The sequence below is a fragment of the Chelativorans sp. AA-79 genome, from assembly GCF_029457495.1.
GTDB lineage: Bacteria > Pseudomonadota > Alphaproteobacteria > Rhizobiales > Rhizobiaceae > Chelativorans.
On record NZ_CP120361.1, the window covers coordinates 2,420,347 to 2,441,111 of the forward strand.

The 20,765-nt window shown below is 66.5% G+C and carries 15 protein-coding genes and 2 pseudogenes; 5 read left to right on the forward strand and 12 right to left on the reverse strand.

The window, feature by feature from the left end; genetic code table 11:
- Positions 1 to 319: 319 nt before the first annotated feature.
- The 12 genes and pseudogenes from PVE73_RS11750 to PVE73_RS11805 form a co-directional block, all read right to left on the reverse strand.
- The gene (locus PVE73_RS11750; protein ID WP_277367090.1) at positions 320 to 760 is read right to left on the reverse strand and encodes a hypothetical protein; all 441 of its coding nucleotides are present in this window, start codon (positions 758 to 760) and stop codon (positions 320 to 322) included.
- 141 nt (positions 761 to 901) lie between these two features.
- Entirely contained in the window at positions 902 to 1,831 is a 930-nt protein-coding gene (locus PVE73_RS11755; RefSeq protein WP_277367091.1) for a DUF2493 domain-containing protein, read from the reverse strand.
- 334 nt (positions 1,832 to 2,165) lie between these two features.
- Entirely contained in the window at positions 2,166 to 3,227 is a 1,062-nt protein-coding gene (locus PVE73_RS11760) for a toprim domain-containing protein (protein WP_277367092.1), read from the reverse strand.
- Positions 3,227 to 7,582 carry a strawberry notch-like NTP hydrolase domain-containing protein gene (locus tag PVE73_RS11765; RefSeq protein WP_277367093.1) on the reverse strand — a complete coding sequence of 1,452 codons (4,356 nt, stop codon included), beginning with the start codon at positions 7,580 to 7,582 and terminating at the stop codon, positions 3,227 to 3,229. The genes PVE73_RS11760 and PVE73_RS11765 overlap by 1 nt, the downstream gene beginning before the upstream one ends.
- A 460-nt stretch (positions 7,583 to 8,042) precedes the next feature.
- Complete coding sequence (locus PVE73_RS11770; protein ID WP_277367094.1) at positions 8,043 to 8,285, reverse strand: DUF6117 family protein; 243 nt, start codon at positions 8,283 to 8,285, stop codon at positions 8,043 to 8,045.
- Entirely contained in the window at positions 8,282 to 8,707 is a 426-nt protein-coding gene (locus PVE73_RS11775) for a hypothetical protein (RefSeq protein WP_277367429.1), read from the reverse strand. Before PVE73_RS11775 ends, PVE73_RS11770 begins: the two co-directional genes overlap by 4 nt.
- A gap of 75 nt (positions 8,708 to 8,782) precedes the next feature.
- Positions 8,783 to 8,974, reverse strand: a pseudogene (locus PVE73_RS11780) (hypothetical protein); the annotation flags it as partial.
- Between the two features lies 1 nt (position 8,975).
- Entirely contained in the window at positions 8,976 to 9,626 is a 651-nt protein-coding gene (locus PVE73_RS11785; protein ID WP_277367095.1) for a hypothetical protein, read from the reverse strand.
- Positions 9,627 to 9,697: 71 nt separating this feature from the next.
- On the reverse strand, positions 9,698 to 9,919 hold the full coding sequence (locus PVE73_RS11790) for a hypothetical protein (RefSeq protein ID WP_277367096.1): 222 nt from the start codon (positions 9,917 to 9,919) through the stop codon (positions 9,698 to 9,700).
- A gap of 60 nt (positions 9,920 to 9,979) precedes the next feature.
- The gene (locus tag PVE73_RS11795) at positions 9,980 to 12,124 is read right to left on the reverse strand and encodes a ParB N-terminal domain-containing protein (RefSeq protein ID WP_277367097.1); all 2,145 of its coding nucleotides are present in this window, start codon (positions 12,122 to 12,124) and stop codon (positions 9,980 to 9,982) included.
- Positions 12,125 to 12,287: 163 nt separating this feature from the next.
- A pseudogene (locus PVE73_RS11800) lies at positions 12,288 to 12,674 on the reverse strand (DUF2958 domain-containing protein).
- The gene (locus PVE73_RS11805; protein ID WP_277367098.1) at positions 12,671 to 13,624 is read right to left on the reverse strand and encodes a zincin-like metallopeptidase domain-containing protein; all 954 of its coding nucleotides are present in this window, start codon (positions 13,622 to 13,624) and stop codon (positions 12,671 to 12,673) included. Before PVE73_RS11805 ends, PVE73_RS11800 begins: the two are co-directional and overlap by 4 nt.
- Before the next feature lie 386 nt (positions 13,625 to 14,010).
- Between PVE73_RS11805 and PVE73_RS11810 the strand changes: the two genes are divergently transcribed.
- Genes PVE73_RS11810 through PVE73_RS11830 form a run of 5 tightly spaced genes read left to right on the forward strand, consistent with a single transcriptional unit; the run spans position 14,011 to position 20,746 of the window.
- Positions 14,011 to 14,838 (forward strand): DUF6088 family protein, encoded by an 828-nt coding sequence (locus PVE73_RS11810; RefSeq protein ID WP_277367099.1) that lies wholly within the window; start codon positions 14,011 to 14,013, stop codon positions 14,836 to 14,838.
- Positions 14,835 to 15,914: a nucleotidyl transferase AbiEii/AbiGii toxin family protein gene (locus PVE73_RS11815; RefSeq protein ID WP_277367100.1), complete on the forward strand. Its 1,080-nt coding sequence runs from the start codon at positions 14,835 to 14,837 to the stop codon at positions 15,912 to 15,914. Before PVE73_RS11810 ends, PVE73_RS11815 begins: the two co-directional genes overlap by 4 nt.
- Positions 15,911 to 16,768: a DNA-binding response regulator gene (locus PVE73_RS11820; protein ID WP_277367101.1), complete on the forward strand. Its 858-nt coding sequence runs from the start codon at positions 15,911 to 15,913 to the stop codon at positions 16,766 to 16,768. The genes PVE73_RS11815 and PVE73_RS11820 overlap by 4 nt, the downstream gene beginning before the upstream one ends.
- Positions 16,765 to 17,343, forward strand: coding sequence for a hypothetical protein (locus PVE73_RS11825; protein ID WP_277367102.1), 579 nt, complete (start codon positions 16,765 to 16,767; stop codon positions 17,341 to 17,343). The genes PVE73_RS11820 and PVE73_RS11825 overlap by 4 nt, the downstream gene beginning before the upstream one ends.
- A 1-nt stretch (position 17,344) precedes the next feature.
- Positions 17,345 to 20,746 (forward strand): UvrD-helicase domain-containing protein, encoded by a 3,402-nt coding sequence (locus tag PVE73_RS11830; RefSeq protein ID WP_277367103.1) that lies wholly within the window; start codon positions 17,345 to 17,347, stop codon positions 20,744 to 20,746.
- The last annotated feature ends 19 nt before the right edge of the window (positions 20,747 to 20,765 follow it).

Genomic DNA, 20,765 nt, shown 5'->3' on the forward strand with positions numbered 1-20,765 from the left:
AATGATCAAGGAGAATTTGGTGAGCTCGTCGTGCAACCGTAGAGATCCGACGGCGAAAGCGGCGAACTCATCACCGCGTCAAGGCAAGCAGAACTCCACGCATCGCGACTGCCGATGAGCCGACAGGATGATCGCTCCAGTCACCGCCTTCATGGGATGCGACGTTCGTTGCGCCGCCCGGCTGTGCGTTCCGACGATACCTGCGACCAGAGGTTCAGCGCGTTCCGTCGTTCTTGTGCGCACGAACTCGCCAAACCTGTTCGATGAGGAGGAATTGCAGGCAGCTTGGTCTGGTCGCGCCAACGTGGCTGCGATGGCGTCAGGCGCGGGCCACGCCCTGGCTGGTTTGACCGGGCGGGGCCAGCGTCGCGAGGCGGGCGAAGGCGGTGATGCCGACGACAATGGCGCCGACCACCGAGAAAGCGACTGCCCAGGTTTCCGAGGGCATGGTGTGCTTCACGATGCCGTGCGTCGCGTGATAGCCGGCGACGGCCGCAGGTGCGACGAAGACCGCCGCGATCATCAAGCGGAGCCAGAGAGGCTTGACGAATGTGAGCAGGAGGTGGCCGACGAGGAGCGTCGCGAGACCGGCGACGAAACCGACGGCAATACCTCCAAACCAACCCGCGCCGGTGCCGTATGCCCACACACCGGCCGTCACGCCCGCGAACAGCGGCAGAGCATAGACCGCAAGGTAGAACAAAAGGCAGCAGATGACGCCGATGGCGGCGATGCTGGCGAGAATGCCAAGAACAATCATGATGGTGGCCTCCGTGAAAAGCATCTGACGGTCACGCCTTCCACCACCACCACGGCGCGGACGGATACCATAGCAAAGAATCGACGGCCGCGGCGAGTTGAAATCGCCGCGGCGTTGTGTATCCGGCAATGTTGACGGCGATCACATCGGTTTGTCGCCATAGCGCCAGACGGGAACTCCAAGCTTGCGAGCTTTGTCGGCAAGGTTGTCTTGGATGCCGGTTCCCGGGAAGACGATGACGCCGATCGGCAGGACGCCAAGCATGGCATCGTTGCGTTTGAACGGTGCAGCCTTCGCATGTTTCGTCCAGTCCGGCTTGAAGGCGATCTGCGGCACGTTGCGATGGTCGGCCCAGCGCGCCGCGATGCGTTCGGCGCCCTTCGGCGAGCCGCCGTGCATGAGCACCATGTCGGGGTGCTTGGCGTGCACCTGGTCGAGCTTGGACCAGATCAGACGATGATCGTTGAAATCGAGTCCGCCGCTGAGAGCGACCTTCGGACCGGGCGGCAGCATGACCTCGGTTTCGGCGCGCTTCTTCGCGGCGAGAAAGTCGCGGCTGTCGATCATTGCTGCCGTCATCGCCCGATGATTGACGAGTGAGCCGTTGCGCGGCCGCCAGGCCGATCCCGTATGGCGCTCGAAGTGCTCGCAGGCCTGGTCGCGCATCAGCTCGAACGCGTCGCGTCGCTCGATGAGCGTCTGTCCCTCGGCGATCAGTCGCTCAAGATCGACGGACTTGACCTCGGTGCCGTCCTGTTCGCGCTGGCTGCGCCGCTGCGCCTGTTCGTTGTCGTCGAGCTCGCGGGCGACGCGGTCGGCGGCGCGATGGAAGACATTGGTGGTCGACCAGAGCAGGTCCTCGAGATCGGGCTCGAGGCGGGTATCGCTGAGCGTGGCGACGAGAGCGTCGAAGATGTCGGCGATGGCGCCGGCGACGAGGTTGCCTTCGGGAAGCGGCCGGGGATCGGGTTCGTCCTGGAAGGGGCGGAAACCGTAGAGCTGAAGCTCGGCGAGAACGTGATCGGTCGGAGACGAAGTGTGGTGGGGTTCGAAGTCGTCATCGGTGGTCATGGGATGCTCCGTCGCTGGATTGGCCGCGACCCTCGCGGCCTTCATGGCGACGGAAGACCGCGGGCGGGCCGGCCCTGCACCTGGAGCGCAGCGCAGGGCCGAAGCGGAAGCGGAGGACCGCAGGGGGCCGAGTATTTTGCTTCGCGATGTAAAGGCGGCTCTGCCGCCGACGGAAAATAGTCGGCCACCAAGGTTGCCGGGCCGGGCCGTTTGCCGTCCCGATCGCCCTCTTGAAGGCCGAGGGTGCGGCTCTCTCCGGCGCTTCGGAGCATTGGCCGCAGGCGCAATTCCGGACCTCACCTTCGTTCCGGCCCTGCGTTCACGGTCGCGTGCTCTATGCGGCGTCGGCCATGAAGCGGGCGGCATCCCGGTGCGCGACCTGGGCCCGAAGGTCTGCACCCAGCACGTCGGGGCCGAGCATGCGGAGATCCTCGTTGAAGTCGCCCAGCCGCGGCGACAGCACGATCGCCTCGATCCCGTCATCGGACGCGCGCTCGATCAGCGTGGCCATCGCACCGTCGCCGGCCGGATCGTCGTCGCGCGCGATGTAGAGGCGGCGCAGCGTGCCCGCGAACAGGATGGCCGAGAGATGGGCGGCCGACAAAGCGGCGACCATCGGCATGTCAGGTAGCGCCATCCTGAGCGAGAGCATGGTCTCGATGCCTTCCCCCGCGGCCATGACCTCGCCGGCGATGCCGAAGCGGACAGCGTTCCCGAGAAGATCGCCCATCGCGCGGCGCGGCGTGTCGATCGGCGCCTTGCCAAGCCGGATGGGGTCGAACCCGTCGGGATCGAGCCAGGTCCGATGCGCGCCGGTGAGTCGGCCGTCGAGATCGGTGACGGCTGCGACCATGGCGGGCCAGGTCTCCGTTGCGGAGTGCTCGTCGGGCCGGTAGTAGCAGCGCGGGTGGAATCGGAGCGATCCGGTTCCGTGCAAAGACGTAATGCCGCGTCTGCGGAGATAGGCCTCGACCAGCGTGCCGTGGATCGGTCGCGACATCGCGAACAAGCGCCGGGCGGCCTCTGGAGACCCTGTCGGGGCAGGATGTAACGTGCGGCGGCGCTCGTCGCGCGGGGTCTCGGCTTGCGGCAAGCTGAGGAAGGCCCGTGCCTCCTTCGCGACATCGGCGAAATCCACGAGGCCGCAGCTCTCGCGGATGACGTCGAGAAGGTCGCCGTGCTCGCCGGTGGCGGCGTCGGTCCATTTGCCCGCCGCCCCCTTGCCGCTCTCGGGGCCGGCCAGACGCACGAACATCGAGCGCCCAGGCGTGTTGCGCACATCGCCGACCATCCAGTAGCGGCCTTCGCGACGGCCGTTGGAGAGATAGTGGCGGCACACCGCCTCGGCATTGCGCGCGAGACGGTGAGCCAGTTCCGACGCATCGAGCCGGGACATCACGCCGCCTCCCGCTCGCCGACGCGTGCGACCGCATAGTGATCCATCACCTTGGCGAGGATCGCGGGGCCGCTGGCGTCGGTGGGAACGAACATGCGCAGCTTCCACGAAATGATCTCGTGGAAGAGCCCGTAGGCCGTGAGCCGGTCCCGCATGGTGTCGGTGAAGCCCGACAACTCGATGCGATGGCCGCCCATGACCCGGACGCGACGAAGCTGAAGCCCCTCGGCGAGATCGATGACGGTCTTGCCCTCGATCAGGGCGGCGAAGGCGTCATCCGGCGTCAGCGAAGGCAAGCCGGTCGCCGTGGCGGTCGCCGCCCACGCCGGCGAGATCCGGCGGCCGATGATGCGCTCGCCGTCGTCGGTCTGCAGCCGATAGACGCGCGTCGACTCATTCGGCAGCCGCTTCCAGATCGGCAGGAGCAGACCAGCGACCATGTGGATGGTCGAGTCGGCGAATGGCGGCACCTCGTTCAGTTCCGCGGTCCAGGCTGCGGCGAAGGTCGCCTCGTCCGCCTCCTGCCAATGGCTTTCCGCCATCATGCGGACGGGGACGTTCGGCGCCTCCATCGGACGGATCAGGCGCACGCGATATTCGACCTCGCCATCGTCAAGCATGACGGACGGTGCGTGGACCTGCACGGCGGCGCGCCCGGAGCGCTCGTTGATCAGAAGCCGCGCGTCGCGCTCGCGTAGACGGCTCAGCGCTTCATCGAGCGTGAGCGGCCGGTTGCGCTGGCGCTGCTCGATGGTCAGCATCCGCGTCTCCGCGCCGGTGCCCGGGTGCGTGTAGATCGTCTCACGGTTGGTGACGACGAGGCTTTCGGCGCGCAGCGTTTCCAAGCCCATGTCGTAGGTGCCGGCGGCGATGGCGCCCTCGATGCGGGCGTTCAACAGTTGCTCAAAGGCTGTGAACAGGATGGCTTGCAGCTCGATGGTCAGCGCGAGCATGCGGTTGAGGAAGGTGGTGATCGGCGGCAGGTCATCCTTGATGCCGTTGGCATCCATGAGCTTCAGGCCGGTGGCCGCTTCGAAGCGTTGAAGCGAGCAACCCTGGGTCTTGCCGCGAACGAGCAGCATGTAGAGCTGGCGCAAGGCGTCCCGCGCATAGTGGGACTCGAGATTGTCCTCCGGCCGGAACAGACCCTGGCCGCCGGTCTGGCGTTGTCCGCGCGTGATCGCGCCGAGCGTATCGAGCCGGCGTGCTATCGTGCTGAGGAAGCGCTTCTCGGCCTTGACGTTGGTCGCGACCGGCCTGAACAGCGGGGGCTGCGCCTGGTTGGTGCGATGGGTGCGGCCGAGTCCCTGGATGGCCGTATCCGCTTTCCAGCCGGGCTCGAGGAGATAGTGCACGCGAAGGCGCGTGTTCTTCGCCGTGAGCTCCGCATGATAACTGCGGCCGGTGCCACCCGCGTCACTGAACACGAGGATGCGCCGATGGTCGTCCATGAACGCCTGCGCCTCGGCGAGGTTGGCGGAGGCCGCTCGGGTCTCGACAACAAGGCGGTCACTCTTTGCGGCGCCGATGGACTTGCGGACGATGCGGCGCGACCGGCCGGTCACCTCGGCGACGATGTCTGTGCCGAAGTGCTGCACGAGCTGGTCGAGCGCGCCGGGGACGGGCGGCAGGCTCGCGAGCTTTGCGATCAGCGCATCACGGCGGGCAACCGCCTCGCGACTCTCGACCGGCTGCCCGTCGCGATAGACCGGACGCGACGACAGCTTGCCTTCCGAATCCGTGAACGGCTCATAGAGCTGGACGGGAAAGGAGTGGGCGAGATAGTCGAGAACGTATTCCCGCGGGGTGATGTCGATGCGAACGTCGTTCCATTCCTCGGTCGGCAGCTCCGCGAGACGCCGCTCCATCAGCGCCTCGCCCGTCGAGACGATCTGGACGACGGCGGCATCGCCTTCCTCGAGATCGCGCTCGATCGAGCGGATCAGCGTCGGCGTCTTCATGCTGGTGAGCAGGTGCCCGAAGAAGCGCTGCTTCGCTGACTCGAACGCGCTGCGTGCGGCGGACTTGGCCTGGCGGTTGAGCGTCCCTGAGCCGCCCTCGCTTCCGCCGGTGATGTTGGCGGCCTGCATGGCGGCGTCGAGGTTGTTGTGAATGATCGCGAAGGCATCCGCGTAGGCGTCGTAGATGCGGGTCTGCTCGGGCGTCAGCTCATGCTCGACCAGCTCGTATTCGACGCCGGCGAAGCTCAGCGAACTCGAGGTATAGAGGCCGAGCGCGCGCAGATCGCGGGCGAGCACTTCCATGGCCGCCACACCGCCGGCCTCGATCGCCTCCACGAACTCGGCCCGGGTCGAGAACGGGAAGTCTTCGCCACCCCAGAGGCCGAGGCGCTGCGCATAGGCGAGATTGTGCACGGTCGTCGCGCCGGTGGCGGAGACGTAGACAATGCGGGCGTCCGGCAGCGCGTGCTGGAGCCGCAGGCCGGCGCGGCCCTGCTGCGAGGCCTCCTGTTCGCCGCGTTCACCCTTGGCGCCGACGGCGTTCTGCATGGCATGGGACTCGTCGAAAATGATCACTCCGTCGAAGTCGGAGCCCAACCATTCGACGATCTGCCGCACGCGGGAAAGGCGTTCGCCACGGTCGTCGGAGCGTAGCGTGGCGTAGGTGGTGAATAGGACGCCTTCCCGCAGCGTGATCGGCTTGCCCTGCGGGAATCGCGAGAGCGGCGTGATGAGCAGGCGCTCCATCCCGAGGGCCGACCAGTCGCGTTGCGCATCCTCGATGAGCTTGTCGGACTTGGAGATCCAAACCGCCTTGCGACGGCCCTGCATCCAGTTGTCCAGGATGATGCCGGCGGACTCGCGCCCTTTGCCGATGCCGGTGCCGTCACCGATCATGCAGGCGCGACGGAAGCGGACCGCGCCTTTGGCGTCCTCCGCCGCGGCGGTCACCACGTCGAGCGTGTCGTCCACGGTCCAGGCGCCGGCGAGATAGTCGGAATGCGCTTCGCCGGCATAGATGACGGTTTCGAGCTGCGCGCCGGAGAGCAGGCTGAGGATGTTCGCCGGAAGGCGCGGACGATAGCTCGGCTTCGGAGGCGCGACCGAGGCCATCGCCGCGGACTGGACGAGCTGCGTCGGGTGATCCTGAGCGCCCGGAATCCGGACGCTCTGGAGCGCATAGTCCTGGTAGATGGAATCGGAGAGGCGCGCGCCCTGGGGCGGTGTCCAGTCGACCGTCTCATAGGTGAGCTCGATGCCGGCGGGCTCGGCCGCGCTCGTGGACTGTGATGCGGCTCGCGCGGAGCGTGCCAGGTAGCCGCGAACGGTTCGCGGCGTGGTGACAGTAGGCACAGTCACGGAGGCATCGACCGGCAGCCGTGCCGGAACGCGCTCCGCGATCCAGGCCAGCAGCGTGGCAACGTCCGGCGCGACGCCGGGCGCCGCCGGGAAGGCGGTGGGATCATCGGCCGGGCGCTTGTCGATGACGGTCAGCCGCGTCGAGAACGTCGTGCCGTGCTTGGCATATATCCGGCCGTCGATGGCGGCGGAGAAGACGACGCGCCCGCGCTCCTGCAGCCGGACATAGGAGTCGCGCCAGGCCGGAGCGTCGGGCGCGAAGTTGGCCCCGGTGATCGCGACCAGGCGGCCGCCATCGGCGAGCCGCGCGAGCGCCGAGCCGATATGGCGGAGCGCGGCGTCGGCCATACGCCCCTGCACGTTCGCCATCGCCGAGAAGGGCGGATTCATGATGACGACGCTCGGCACGATGGCGGCGTCGAGGTGATCGTGGATCTGCGCGGCGTCGTGGCAGGTCGTGGCGATGTTCGGGAAGAGCAACGAGAGAACGCCCGCGCGGGTCTCGGCCAACTCGTTGAGCACGAGCGATCCGCCAGCGATCTCCGCGAGGACGGCGAGCAGGCCGGTGCTGGCCGAAGGCTCGAGCACGCGGTCGGCTGGCGTGATCGCGGCGGCTGTCACTACCGCGAGGCCGAGCGGGGCCGGCGTTGAGAACTGCTGGTACGCCTCGCTCTCCAATGAGCGGCGCGTGTGTGTCGGCAGAAGCCCGATGACCTTCTCCAACAGAGGGAGGGCCTGTGCCGGAGAGCCGGTCTTCCGCAAAAGCGCCTTTCCGTATTTGCGGAGAAACAGGACGGTCGCGGCCTCGCAGGCGTCGTAGGCCGTTTTCCAGTCCCAGGCGCCGGACGCGTCGGAGCCGCCGAACGCTTGCTCCATCACGGCGCGAAGGGTTGCCGCGTCGACCTGACGGCCCTGTTCGAGATGCGGAAGGAGATGGTGCGCGGCTGCGCCAATGCAGCGAGCGATATCGGAGGGAGACGCAAGCGGAGACGCCGCGACCGCAGGCGCGGCCGCGAGAGCGGTGGATGGGGTCATGTCGGTGAACCTCGGGAGAGCGGGAACGGGCGAGCCGGCCGGCGCTCTCTCTGGACCGCACCGGCTCAAACCAGTCCCGGCCAAGCTCTCCCTCTCGTCACGCCGCTGCCTTCACAGCGCGCCACCACGCGATGCGCTGCGCGCGCGTCGCGTTGGCGAGCCGCAGCAGCAGATCGCCGTGGCACGGACGCGACGCGCAGAAGCGGCTCGGTCGCCGTCGGCGCCGATCCGGAACGATTGCCCCATTTGCTGCCGCGCCCGATGGAGACGGCGTCCGCCGGCACGCCTGAGTGGTGCTTGTTGAGAACCCTGCACATCCGACTGGCTCCTGATCCCGTTGCGACGGACTGGCGACCGGAGGGGGCCGAGGCACGCTCGGTCACGCAGCGCAGGCGATGCGGGAATGGCTCGCCCGTTGACCGGCGGGCCGCCGCGTCCAGACAGGCGACGGCGCAAGCGGTCAGGAGGTTGGGTCGTCCGGCAGGGTTGCCGAGGGCGGCACATAGGCGTCGAAGGGGTTGCCATCGGCGAGATGGCCGAACGGCGTGAACACGAAATCCGTGCCGTCGCGCCCCACGGCGCAGATGACGTAGCGCGCCTCGCCGGTGACGGCGTCGGCGCACTCCATGAGCGCAAGGTTGCCGTCGGCTGCGGCTCGCAGGAGCGACGCGAAATTCGCGCGTGCATGATCGGGGATGCTCATGGCGCGCCTCGCTTGCTGCGCCTGGCCGAGAGCGTGGTGTCGAGCCAGGGATTGGTGGCGATCCATGCCACGTTCTTGCGGCGGCCGAGGTCGAGGACATACGCGCCGCCACCGAACGCGTTCACGCGCGGGCGCGAGCATGTGTTCGCCCGTTGGAAACCCCAGCGTCCGGAGAGGCCGAATTCCTTCGCGCAGCGGAGCACGAAGTCGATGACGGCTTGCGGATCGCCGGTGACGTCATCGCGAATCCAGAGCTGCGTTCCGCCATGCTCCGGCTGGATGGACAGGAGGAACGCCTCGGAGGGCGGGTCCTCGGCAGCGTTCTCCTCCATCATGCGATTGTAGAGATCGAGCGCACGCGCGGCGTTTTTCGGCGTGCCGACATCGAGAAGACAGGAGAAGTGCGTGAAGAAGTCAGCCATGTCAGGCTCCTGAAACGACAAAGCCCGGCGCGATGGCCGGGCTGGTTGAAAGACGGGGTTGCTGCTGGAGCGTAAGAGCCGCAATGCGGCAACGAGCCGTTGCGTGTTCGCGTGGTGCTCGAGCATCGCGCGGTAGAAGCGCTTGCGCGCGTCGCGCTTCGCCGGATCAAGTCGCGCCGATCGCGTGAGCTTGCGCCGCGCGGCGTGGATCACCGCTCGGTCGCTGGCCCAGACCGTGACCTCGAGGCGGAGATAGGTGCCGTACATCTCAGCCTCCCTTCGCTTGCTTGGCGGCTCGCAGGGCGGCGAGCGCCGCGCGGAATTCCGCGGCGCCCACCTCCTCTGACAAGTCGATGCCGGCCGCGACGGACAGGCAGTTCGCGTGGATGTCTGCGTCCGACACCGCGTCCGAGGTCAGAGTTGCGAATTCGGGATCGGTCTCGACGATCGCGGCCATCTGGTCGCGAATGCGGTCCTCCCGGAGTTGCGCAAGGACGTGAGAAGGGCGCGGAGCCGCAACGGTTTCGTCGGGATCGCGGGCGCCCTCAATCGCCTCGGCCTTTGCGATCGCGGCGGTGGCTCGCGCAAGCCAGTAAGCGTCCGTCCGCCGTTGTGCGGCTTGGTCCGCAACGACGATCTTGAGGAGGCCGAACAGGACCTCGAAGTGCGCGGCCTTGCGCTGGATCGTCTCATCGAAGTGCGATGGCACCGGAAGGGCGTCGCCCGAATAGGCGGCGTCGGTCCCCAGCCAGATGCGGGTGACGTAGGTTTCGCCGGCGCACTCGTAATCGAGCTTGTCGTTGGACCAGTCATCGTCCTCGATGGCTTGGCGACAGGCTTCAGCGGGTGTCGCCGCGTCATAAGTCCGCTGCCTGTAGACAGGCACGCGGTAGGTGGTCTCGATCGTATAGGTGGGCATGAGAGGCTCCTGAAAACGCGAAAGCCCGGCGCGATGGCCGGGCTGTTGGGGTTGGATGGAGAGAAGGCGGGCTAGTAGCCGAACTGCCAGGACGGCCAGGACTGGCCGTCATCGGCGGCCTTGACCGCCGCCTCGAGATAGTCGGCATCCCCTTCCACGACGGTCGGGTTCTCGACGGGCGTTTCGTCTATCACCGTCACGCTGCAGACGAGGCCGTCCTCGACCTCGACATGGACGGGCACGAGATACTGGAAGACGACGCGGCGGGGCGCGTCGGGTCTGGGCTTGGTCATCGGATTGCTCCTGATCGAGGGTGGCGGGAGCGACCGAAGCCGCCCCCCGCCGTGGTCGCGTCACTCGGCAGCGATCATCGCCGGGTTGTCGGCGTCGCCGTCGCCCGACTGCTCGTCCTCATCGTCGGCGAGGAAGGCCGGCAGCGCCTCGTCGCCGTCGGCCTCGCTCGCGTCCGTGGAAATCGCGTCGGGATCGGCGAGACGCAGCGGCTCCGGCAACCAGCCGGTGTCTGCGAGCAGGCGCTCGGCCTCCTTGGCCATTTCCGGCTTCTTGAGGTGGTCGATGAGCTGCGCCTTCTCTTCACCGAGCGCTTCGCGCACGGCTTCGGTGATCCGGCTCTTCGTAACGCGGCCGAGATAGTTCGCGACGCTCGGACGCCATCCGGCCTCCGCCATGTCGAGGCCGGTGGCACGGGCGAGCCGATCGGCATCGCGCATGCGCCGGTCGAGCCCGTGCTGGGAGACGCCGTTGCCGCTATAGGGATTCGGACGCTCGTAAAGAGCGTTGATCCCGTAGCTGACGCAATGCGCGAGCAGCGCGAGGCGGCTCGCATCGTCGAGGGCGTCAATCCAGTCCCAGAGCCAATCGTCGTCATCGAGCGGCATGTCCGCCTTCCAGGCGTCCACGCGCGCCTTGATCGCCTTGGCGGACGCGCTGTCCTTCAAGTCGGTGGCCTGGACGGGGAAGTGAACCTCGCGAACGGCTGCCTCGACGGCGGAACCGTGTGCGTTGCGCTTGAAGGCGTCGAGCACGAGCTTGTGGAGGAGCGCCGTGAGGGCGACATGCGGGTGATTGGCGACTGATTCACGCAGCGCCAGCGTGCGATGCGCGGTGAGCTCGATGACCAGACGCTCGGGCAGCGGTTTGACGCCATCATCGTCCTCATCATCCTCACCCTCTGGTTCTTGTCCGCCGATGGTGATGACAGCGCGCTGAACGGACGGTGTTGCGGGAGCATAAACCCCGCCGTCCTCTCCATCGGCCTCGGCGTCGCCGCCGTCGACGGCAACAGGGGCCTCGTCCTCGGGCCGCACGTAGCCACGATCGACCACGATGTCGCCGTCGCGTTCCACGCTGACGAAGACCCCAGCGCGAGCGATCTCGGTGGGATCGTAGACGATCGGGCGCTTCTCGAAGGCGTCGAGAGCCTCCTCGATCTCGCCTAGCCGCTGATCGATCTCGTCCGGCAGCTCGTCGGCGCCGTCATACTCCGCCTCGAGCCGATCGTATTCCGCGCGCAGCGTTTCACGTTCGGTCCGCTCCTCGTCGGTGAGATCCACGAAAGAGCCGGTGATCTGGCGCAAGCCGTGATCGTAGCCATACGGAAGGTCGAGGTCGATCTTGACCCACTTCCAGCCTTCGCTGGCGATCTCCTCGGCCACGGTCTTGAGCCGCTCGCCGACCAGGCGGTGAAGCAGCGACGGGTCCGCGAGCCAGCCGCCGTTATCGTCCTCGAACAGGTCGCGCAGAACGGCGCCGCCGGCGGCGACATACGCATCAATGCCAACGAGGCGCGCGCGCTTGTCGGAGGCCGGGATCGTGGTCTCGGTCAGCAACTGTCGGATATGCCAGGGCTGGCGATTGTACGAGTGCTGCACGGCCTCCCATACCTGCTCCTGGCGGTGGTGATCCGGGTTGACGGTAAACGCCATGAGCTGCTCCAGCGTCATGTGCTCCTCGGCATAGGCGTCACGCAGCGCGGTCGAGACCGCGTTGAGACGTAGCCGCTGCTTCACGACCTGGACGGTGGTGAGATAGGCGGCGGCGATTTCCTCCTCGGTCATGCCCTTGTCGAGCATGTCCTGGAAGGCGCGGAACTGATCGAGCGGATGAAGTCCGGCGCGCAGAAGGTTCTCGGCGAGGGAATCGTCCTCGGCGAGGATCTTGGTGTCGGACTTGCGCACGATGCAGGGGACGAGCCCGTCCTTCGGGAAGCGCTTGGCCTTCACCAGGCGCTCGATCGCGCGATAGCGGCGCCCGCCCGCCGGCACCTCGAACATGCCGGTCTCGTTGCCGTCCTCGTCGAGAATGGCGCGGACGTTGAGGCCCTGGACGAGATCCTCGCGCCGGCCGATGTCGTGGACCAGTTCGTCGAGCTCGGCTTCCGGCCGGGTTCGCCGGACATTGGACTCCGAGAGCACGAGCTTGTTGAAGGGAATGTCGCGCGAGCGCGAGAAGACGATCTTCTTGGCAGCCTTTGCCATGTCGGGATACTCCGCGACGGGCGCCGAGAGCCTCTCTCTCGGCTTGAAACCCGTCACGAAGCGAAGCGCCGCCCTCTTCCTCTGAGGACGGCGCCACCTTCCGGCGACCCAGAGAAGCGCGGAGCCGGAAACACACAAACGTGAATCTCCGGCTCTGCGGAGTTCAGGATGAGGCGCGTCCCACGCCGTCACGGCGAGCCTGCCGTGCGCGGTAGAGAATGCGTTCGGCGGCACGGATGCTCCCAGCCTCGCGGGCGGCTTCCGCCCAGACCGAGATCGGGAAATCGCCGGTGAAGAGGATGTCGCGCTCGATGCCCATACCGAACGGCAGGGTGATCGAGGCGAGTTCCTCGAGCGAGAAGCTGCCGAGTTCGGGACAGCCGAGGTCGGCGATGCCGAAGAGCGTGTCGCCATCATCGTCGAGCTCGGTCGCGAGCCAGACGCCTTCGCCCAGGGGTTGAAGAATTTGACGACGGGCACATGGTCGGCGCCCCGTTCGCGGCCATTGGCGAGCAAGCGCTCGCGCAGGTCAGGGGGTCAGGAGGATCATGCTGCCCTCCTGTCGACGTCGGTCTGGGGACTGCTGGCGGTATCCGGCAGGAAGCCGAGCAGCCAATCCGCGGCCTTGCTGGCGTGAGAGGCAGCACGAACGATGGCGCGATTATCTTCGCGCAGCACGTCGAGCCACGAGGCGATATAGTCGGTATGGCGGACGGTCGGGACGATGCCGAGGGAAGCGCAGCAGAACGCCGCGTTCATCTCGGCGACCAGTTCCTCGAAAGCATATTTCTTCGAGCCGAAGGACCCCGAGAGATCGCGGCCGAGCCTGGACGCATGGCCCGTCGCGTGACCAAGTTCATGCAGGGCCGTGCGGTGCCAGTTGATGGTCTCGAAATAGGCCTGTGGAGGTGGCACCTGCACATAGTCGTGCGCCGGCATGTAGAAGGCACGGTTCCCGCCGATCCGAACATCGATGGCGGTCGCTTTGATCAGCGCCTCGACGGTGGGCTCGATCAACCCCGGTTCGGGTGCAGGCGGAGCGACGGCGAGACCTTCGGGGAGATCCTCGCACTGCGCCACGTTGAAGACCGTGAAGCGCTTCAGGAACGGTATCGCCTGCGCCTGCTCGCCGGTTTCCAGCGCCCGCTTCTTCTCGTTGTCGGGAATGAAGCGATCGGCATAGACGACGGTCGTACCGTGCTCGCCTTTGCGGACATGACCGCCGAGCGACAGCGCCTGGCGGAACGTGAGCCAGCTCTGGACGGGGAAACCGTGCTCGATGACGGCGCCCCAGAGGATCAGCACATTGATCCCCGAATACTGTCGGCCGGTAGCCACGTTCGCTGGCATCGCCAGCGGCGCCTTCGCCGCCGCCGAGCCCCACGGCTGCACCCAGGGAATGCGGCCGGCTTCGAGCTCGGCGATGATCTTGTTGGTAATGTCGTCGTAAAGGCTCGTCCGGTCGGCGCCGGAGCGGGCGTTGCGGTCATGTCTGGACATCGGGGTTCTCCGCGACGGGCGCCGGAGGCCTCTCCTCCAGCCCTCAACCCGTCACGGCAAACCCGTCCGCACTCTCACTCTGAAAGGGGGCGTAGCGGGGTCTCCCCGCAGAAGGGGTCGGCCGAGACCTTGGCTCGGCCGCAGGGGAAGGCTTTCCCCTTCAGGATTTCAGAAAATGAGTTCCGCGTGCCAGGGTGGGTCGGGCGCTGGGCGATTTATGGTAGAATTCGTTGCTGCGTCCCATGCGGAAGCGGGGTACGTACAGTCTCGCTAGCCAGTTCGGTTGCCCGACGTCATGCCGTTCAGCCGATCAGGGCTGTCCGAAGTTTGTATATGTTTTTCGGACAAGTTGCCGCTTGTCCGAAAAAGGACTACAAATTTCGGACATGAGCGACTTGCCCGATCTAAAGACAGCCATACTTGAGCGCATCCGTGCGGACGCGCCGCGCAAGGTATGGACGCCCAGCGATTTCGTCGATCTCGCCTCGCGAGACGCCGTCGATAAGGCGTTGCAGCGGCTGACGAAGGCCGAAACTCTCAGGCGGATCGATCGTGGACTCTACGATCAGCCTGGCTTCAACAAGCTCACCCAAAAACCCAATCCGCCTGATCCGCGCTCAGTCATCGACGCCGTCGGGCGACGTGACCAAACCCGGATGCTTGTCGACGGCATGACCGCGGCGAACGATCTGGGCCTAACTGACGCCGTCCCGGCCAAGATCGTGGTGCACACCGACGCTCGGCGCCGCGCAATTAAGCTCGGCAATGTAACGATCACCTTCCGTCCGACCGCGGCCAGCAGGCTATTCTGGGCCGGACGACCAGCGATGCGCGTCGTCCAAGCGCTTCACTGGCTGCGCGATCTCCTGGTTCGTGAAGGGGAGAGTGATCAAGTCAGGCGCAAGCTGGTCAAGCTTTTCGAAGATCCAACGGTGGGGCCGCCACTCAAAGCGGATCTCACTGCCGGTATGACGGCGCTTCCGACATGGATGTGGGTGTTTCTCAAGCCGCTCGTTGAAACCGACGCTGGCGTTCATCGTCGGCACGTCGATGATGATCGTGCTGATGCTGATCATGATCGTCATCAGCAACGAACGGCGGACGATGCCGATGATCAGCGTCACGCTGCCGTCGCCCGGCCCAAGCGAAAGCCGCTCTCTCCGCAGAAGGCACAAACCGCCAAGCGCGGTGCAGCCCGGGCGGTGAAGACATGAATCCGGCTTTCGACGAGGTTCTCGCGGCCGGGTCGGACGCGATGTTGAGCGCCTTCGATACGACGGCGCTACGCCTCGGCACGGCGTCCCAGAATATCGAGAAGGACTTCTGGGTGTGCTGGACGCTGGATGCCTTGTTCAATGGCTTGAAAGAGGGCGGCCCCCGCCTTCTCTTCAAAGGTGGAACCTCCCTGTCCAAAGGGTTTGGTTTGATCAACCGCTTCTCCGAAGACATCGATGTCACGGTGTTTCGGGACGACATCGGCGAGCCGGCCACCATCGACGAGCTCGAAGCGCTGAGTGGCAAAAAGCGCCGGGCGCGCCTCGATGCGATCAAGGACGCTTGCCAAGCCTATATCAACGGCCCGCTGCGTGCCGAGTTGACGGTGATCCTGCAGGAACGGCTCCAGGCTGCCGGTTTCGGAGCCGACGCGGCACGAGTGGAAGCCGATGACGCTGATCCCGACGGGCAGACGCTGCTGATCTGGTATCCCGCGGCAACGCCGCGATCGGACTATGTGCGGGCGGCTATCAAGATCGAGTCGGGCGCGAAATCCGCGCTCGATCCGAACAGCGAAGTGCCGATCAAACCCTATGTCGACGATGATCTGCCGGCGCTCGACCCGACTGTGCCTGCTGTCCGCACGGTCGATCCGGAGCGTACCTTCTGGGACAAGGTCGTCATCGTCCACGGGTTGCGGCGGTGGTTCGACAAACGCGGCGAGCTGCGCGGGGGCGGCCAACGCGTGTCCCGTCACTATTATGACCTGCACCAGCTCGCCGCAGCCCCCGTCGGCGCCGACGCCATCGCTGATCCGGCGCTCGGTGCGGATTGCGTCGCGCACGCCCGGATGTTCTTCAATCGACCGGACTTCGATCTCACGAGCGCCGAGCCCGGCTCGTTCACGCTTGCCCCGCATGACGCGATGATCGAGCAGTTGCGCGTCGACTACAGGGCCATGCAAGGCATGATCTTCGGCGACCCTCCGGATTTCGAGGCGGTGCTCGACAGCATCGGCTCGCTCGAGACGCGTCTCAACAAAAAGGGCGATACGGGAGGCGGGGCCGCGCGATGAACCAGTTGGGGGGAGCTGTCGACACCGTGCAAAAGACAGATGCGCGTGGAGCGGGCGAAGCGATCGCAACCCCGCTGCGGAAACGCCGCCTCAGCGGCGAACTCTACGAGCGCGACCCGAAGATAGAAGCCCTCATCGCCGAATTGGCAGTCCTGCCGCGTGATAGCTTGATCGCTAGGGCGGAAATCACCAAGCGCTCGGACCCGGGCTACGTCCCCAGCGAATGTCTCGTGTACTTCATTCGCGCGAGCCGTCGCGACAACAACGAGGTGTGGTTCGAGCGCCTCTATCGGATCTTGACCGAACGGGTGCTGCGCAGTTTGCCCAGGACGGAAAGCTCCGATGGCAAGACGGAATCGCTGACGCGCGGGGTCGTGCGCGACAAGGTGTTCGGCCGGTTCGTCGAGCTCCTTTCGGCGGACCGCGCCGCCCATAACGAAAAGGTCGACTACTTCGAGGTGCGCTTCGACGGCGCGCTGGCGAGCCTGCGGCGCGATGCGCAGGAAAAGGCCTGGCGCGACGAAAACCGTTCCCAGCCCCTCGAATATGACGAGGAGAGCGGAGAGCTGTCACCGGAGGTCGAGGCGGCCGCAGGGGCCCACGATCCCTTCGCCGCGTCGGATTTCGACGACCCGTCTTACCGGTCGCGCCTGGATGCAGCGATTGAAGCTCTACCGACAGCACAAAGCAGGATCATTCACATGTTGAGACAGGGCTTCCCCATCGACTCCAAGGAGCCGGACGTCATGACCATCGCCAAGGCTTTGGGCCGCTCCGAAAAGACCGTCCGAACTTACCGCGACAAGGCCTTCGCCGCCCTGCGAGCCGCCATGGCCGACGGAGACGAGCGGTGAGCCCCGGCGGCGGACGTCCATCTCGCGAGGCCGTGCTCGATGCGTTCGCGGTCGAGAGCGAGCCTGGCCGGGCGACCTTGGAACGCTATCTGGGGCTATACCCGGAATATGCCGGGGAGCTCATCGACCTCTCGCGCGAACTCAGCCGCGAGGCTTATGAAGATGCCGCACCCCTCTCTGCTGCCGATCGGGCGCTGATCGACGCTGCCTGGTCGCAACACGCGAAGGCTATGCCGGCGGCAGCAGCCGACCCTTTCGCGGCGCTGACGGTCGATGACTGGCGCGCCGTCGCGCAGCGTCTGGATGTGCCCCGGCAGGTCGTCACCGCGCTGCGCGAACGGCGGGTCTCTCTCGTCAGTATCCCGCGACGTTTCCTGGCGAGGTTGGCGGAGGCGATGCGCAGCTCTGTCGCGCAGTTGGAGTCGTCCTGGGGGCCAGCGCACCTGAATGTCGCGCGCAGCTATAAGGCCGACAGCAAGCCGGTGGCCGGCGAGCAGGTCACCTTCGAGCAAGTGCTGATCGATGCCGGCGTCCCGGCCGAGAAGCGCGCCCGGCTGTTGGCGGAGGCGGACTGACATGGACAGCGTGGAGCTCGCCAGGCAAGTTGCCGCCGAGCTTCACGCTCGCCTCGTTGCATCCGGCGCCGATCCCTGGTCGCCCTATGACTTTGCTGTCGCCGAGGCCAAGCGGCGGAGGATTGATGTTGAACCGACTGCCGCCGGCGCAGCCGTCCTCAACGGCGGCCGCGCGACCTTCGTCGCCGCCGACGATCTGATCCTTCACGAGAATGTGGGCTCCCCGTTCGAGCAAGCTTTCCTCGTGGCGCACGAGATCGGCCATGTCGAGCTGGGCGACGATCCTGGTGGCGAGGCGGCGCCGACGATTGATCCGGCCCGCCCGGCCGAGCCCTCGCCAGTCGGAATGGATCGGGTTGTCGATTATGGACGCCGGCAACGCCGCGAAGTCCAGATGGATCTGTTCGCGCGCGAGCTGCTGCTTCCACGCACCGTCGCGCGGGCGCTCCATGTCGACCAAGGGCTCGCCGCGTCCGCCATCGCCGCGAAGCTCGGCGCGCCGTTCGAGGTCGTCGCGCAGCAGTTGTTCGATGCTTTGCTGCTGCCGCTGGTGCCTCCCGCCGCGACTGCGGCGCATGTCGAACGGCCGCTCAATCCGCTGCAAGCGGCCGCTGCGGCGCATCGCGGCGAAGCCTATCTGCTTGAGGCGGGGCCTGGCACCGGCAAGACTCAGACGCTGATCGCGCGCGTCGAAGGCCTTCTACAGGAGGACGTCGATCCGAGGCGCATCCTGCTGCTGACCTTCTCGAACAAGGCGGCGGGCGAGATGGCCGAGAGGATCGCGCGCAAGCGGCCCGAGGCTGCGGCCGCGATGTGGATCGGCACGTTCCATGCCTTCGGCCTCGACATCATCCGTCGTTTCCATGCGGAGCTCGGCCTGCCGAAGGATCCCCGCATGATGGACCGGACCGAAGCGGTCGAGCTCCTCGAGGAGGAGTTCCCGCGGCTTAGGCTCGCGTACTACCGCAATCTTTACGATCCGACCCAGATCATTGCCGACATGTTGGCCGCCGTATCGCGGGCGAAGGATGAGGTGGTCGACGCCGAAACCTACGCTGCGCTCGCCGACGCCATGCTGGCGAAAGCTCAGGACTCGGATGCGCGCGAGGCGGCGGAACGCGCCGGCGAGGTTGCCCGCGCCTACGCAGCCTACGAACAGCTCAAGCGCAACGCGCATTGCATCGACTTCGGCGACCTTGTCGCCTTGCCGGTGCAACTGCTCGAAAAGGACGCAGCCATCTGCGCGGCGCTGCAGGCGCAATATGATCATGTCTTGGTGGATGAGTATCAGGACGTGAACCGCAGCAGCGTGCGGCTGCTGAGCGCGCTACGGCCCGACGGCCGCAATCTCTGGATGGTCGGCGACGCCAAGCAGTCGATCTACCGGTTTCGCGGTGCCTCATCCTTCAACATGACCCGGTTCGGCAAGGAGGACTTCGCTGGCGGCAAACGCGGCCGATTGAAGCGTAACTATCGTTCGGTGCCGGAGATTGTCGCCAGCTTCTCCAGCTTCGCAATCACGATGCGCGCCGGCGATGCGGATAGTGGCCTGGACGCGGACCGCGACGCCAATGGACATAGGCCCGAGTTGCGCACGGTCCAGCGCGCAGAGCAGCAGCAGGTCGCACTGGCCGACGCGATCGGGGAGCTCCGGCGTGACGGCTACGCCTATCGTGACCAGGCGGTCTTGTGCACCGGCAACGAAAAGCTGTCGACCATCGGTCAGGACCTTGAACGGCTTGGCGTGCCGGTCCTGTTTCTCGGCAGCCTGTTCGAGCGTGCCGAAGTCAAGGATCTCCTGGCCTTGCTCTCCGTCCTTGTAGATCGGCGCGCCATGGGCCTAGTGAGGATCGCCTGCTGGCCCGATTTCACCATGTCCTTCGCCGACGTGGCGGCGACCTTCGAACATCTGCGGGCGTCCGAGCACGCGCCGGGCGGCTGGCTTCAGCATGCCGATGCGATCCCTGGCGTCAGCGACGCCGGCCGCCAGGCGCTCGCCAAGCTCGCGGTCGTGCTTGACGGGTTCGACCAAACGGCCTCGCCCTGGACCGTGCTCGCGACGCTGCTGCTCGATCGCACCCGCATCGCCGCGCGCCTTGGGGCGTCCGGAGATCTTGCTGATCGCACGCGCGGGATCGCGATCTGGCAGTTCCTCAACTTCTTGCGGGTCCAGCCGGCGGGCCGCGGACTGCCGATCACGCGCGTGCTCGATCGTGTGCGCAGGCTCGTGCGGCTCGGCGACGACCGCGACCTGCGTCAATTGCCGGCGGCCGCCCAGCATCTCGACGCCGTGCGGCTGATGACCATCCATGGCGCCAAGGGGCTGGAGTTCGGCGGCGTCCATATTCCTGGGCTTAACAGCGACACGATCCCCCGCACGCCGCCGGCGCCGCCCTGTCCGGCGCCCGACGGGATGATCGCGGGGGCGGAGGGCAGTGCGCTGGAGGCGTTCCGCGCAGGTCAGGCCGAGGAGCAGGAGTGCCTATTTTACGTGGCGCAGTCGCGCGCCCGCGATCGCCTGATCCTTTATGCGCCGACCGAGAAGAGCAATGGTCACAACCGACCGCTGTCGCCATTCCTCGACCGTCTCGGGGCCACTTTCACGCGCCGTTCGGTCGTGCCGGCACGGCCGCTTCCCGTGGCCGCGGAAACTCGGGATATCGATTTGGTGGTCGACGGACGGCTGCGGTTCGGAGCCCCGCAGATTGCTCTTTATGAATCCTGCCCACGCCGCTTCTTCTACACGCATGTCCTGCAGGTCGGTGGCCGGCGAACCGCGACCGCCTTCATGCATCTGCACGAGGCGGTTCGCGTGGTGGTAGAGATGGTGATCGCGGCGGACGAGCCCGTGACCGAGCGGGACCTGGAGGAACGCACCGACGCGGCGCTTGCCGATCAGGGGCTGGGCAACCACGGCTATCGCGCGGAATTCCGGGATCTGGCGCTGGCGATGCTGCGCTTCTTCCTGGCGAACCGCGCCGAAGCGGTCGCCGAAGCGTCGGTTGCACTGAGCCTCAATTTCGGCGGGGAAGAGATCATCGTTCGGCCGGACGAGGTGCTGGTGCGGCCGGACGGCGTCCGCGCCGCGCGCCGTATCCGGACGGGTCACATGCGGTCGGCCGAGAGCAAGGATGTCGGCGCGGCGGCGCTGGTGCTGGCGGTCAAGCAGGCCTTTCCTAGCGCCGTCGCGGAGCTCGTCCATCTTTCCGACGGCGAGACGCATACGCTCGCCTTGTCGGATCGGGAGCCGAAGGGGCGCAAGGACAAGCTCGCAAAGTTTCTCGGCGACATCCGCGCCGGACGGTTTCCGGCCGAGGTCTCGTCGCGCACCTGCCCGAACTGCCCGGCCTTCTTCATCTGCGGGCAGACCCCCAACGGCCCCTTGCAAAAAAAGTTCGCCTGACCTTACCGGTCGGCCTCCC

Bases quoted from the DNA above. Each gene is read 5' to 3' on its own strand.
- PVE73_RS11750 (WP_277367090.1), bottom strand. From the start codon at position 760: ATGATTGTTCTTGGCATTCTCGCCAGCATCGCCGCCATCGGCGTCATC.
- PVE73_RS11755 (WP_277367091.1), bottom strand. From the start codon at position 1,831: ATGACCACCGATGACGACTTCGAACCCCACCACACTTCGTCTCCGACC.
- PVE73_RS11760 (WP_277367092.1), bottom strand. From the start codon at position 3,227: ATGTCCCGGCTCGATGCGTCGGAACTGGCTCACCGTCTCGCGCGCAAT.
- PVE73_RS11765 (WP_277367093.1), bottom strand. From the start codon at position 7,582: ATGACCCCATCCACCGCTCTCGCGGCCGCGCCTGCGGTCGCGGCGTCT.
- PVE73_RS11770 (WP_277367094.1), bottom strand. From the start codon at position 8,285: ATGAGCATCCCCGATCATGCACGCGCGAATTTCGCGTCGCTCCTGCGA.
- PVE73_RS11775 (WP_277367429.1), bottom strand. From the start codon at position 8,707: ATGGCTGACTTCTTCACGCACTTCTCCTGTCTTCTCGATGTCGGCACG.
- PVE73_RS11785 (WP_277367095.1), bottom strand. From the start codon at position 9,626: ATGCCCACCTATACGATCGAGACCACCTACCGCGTGCCTGTCTACAGG.
- PVE73_RS11790 (WP_277367096.1), bottom strand. From the start codon at position 9,919: ATGACCAAGCCCAGACCCGACGCGCCCCGCCGCGTCGTCTTCCAGTAT.
- PVE73_RS11795 (WP_277367097.1), bottom strand. From the start codon at position 12,124: ATGGCAAAGGCTGCCAAGAAGATCGTCTTCTCGCGCTCGCGCGACATT.
- PVE73_RS11805 (WP_277367098.1), bottom strand. From the start codon at position 13,624: ATGTCCAGACATGACCGCAACGCCCGCTCCGGCGCCGACCGGACGAGC.
- PVE73_RS11810 (WP_277367099.1), top strand. From the start codon at position 14,011: ATGAGCGACTTGCCCGATCTAAAGACAGCCATACTTGAGCGCATCCGT.
- PVE73_RS11815 (WP_277367100.1), top strand. From the start codon at position 14,835: ATGAATCCGGCTTTCGACGAGGTTCTCGCGGCCGGGTCGGACGCGATG.
- PVE73_RS11820 (WP_277367101.1), top strand. From the start codon at position 15,911: ATGAACCAGTTGGGGGGAGCTGTCGACACCGTGCAAAAGACAGATGCG.
- PVE73_RS11830 (WP_277367103.1), top strand. From the start codon at position 17,345: ATGGACAGCGTGGAGCTCGCCAGGCAAGTTGCCGCCGAGCTTCACGCT.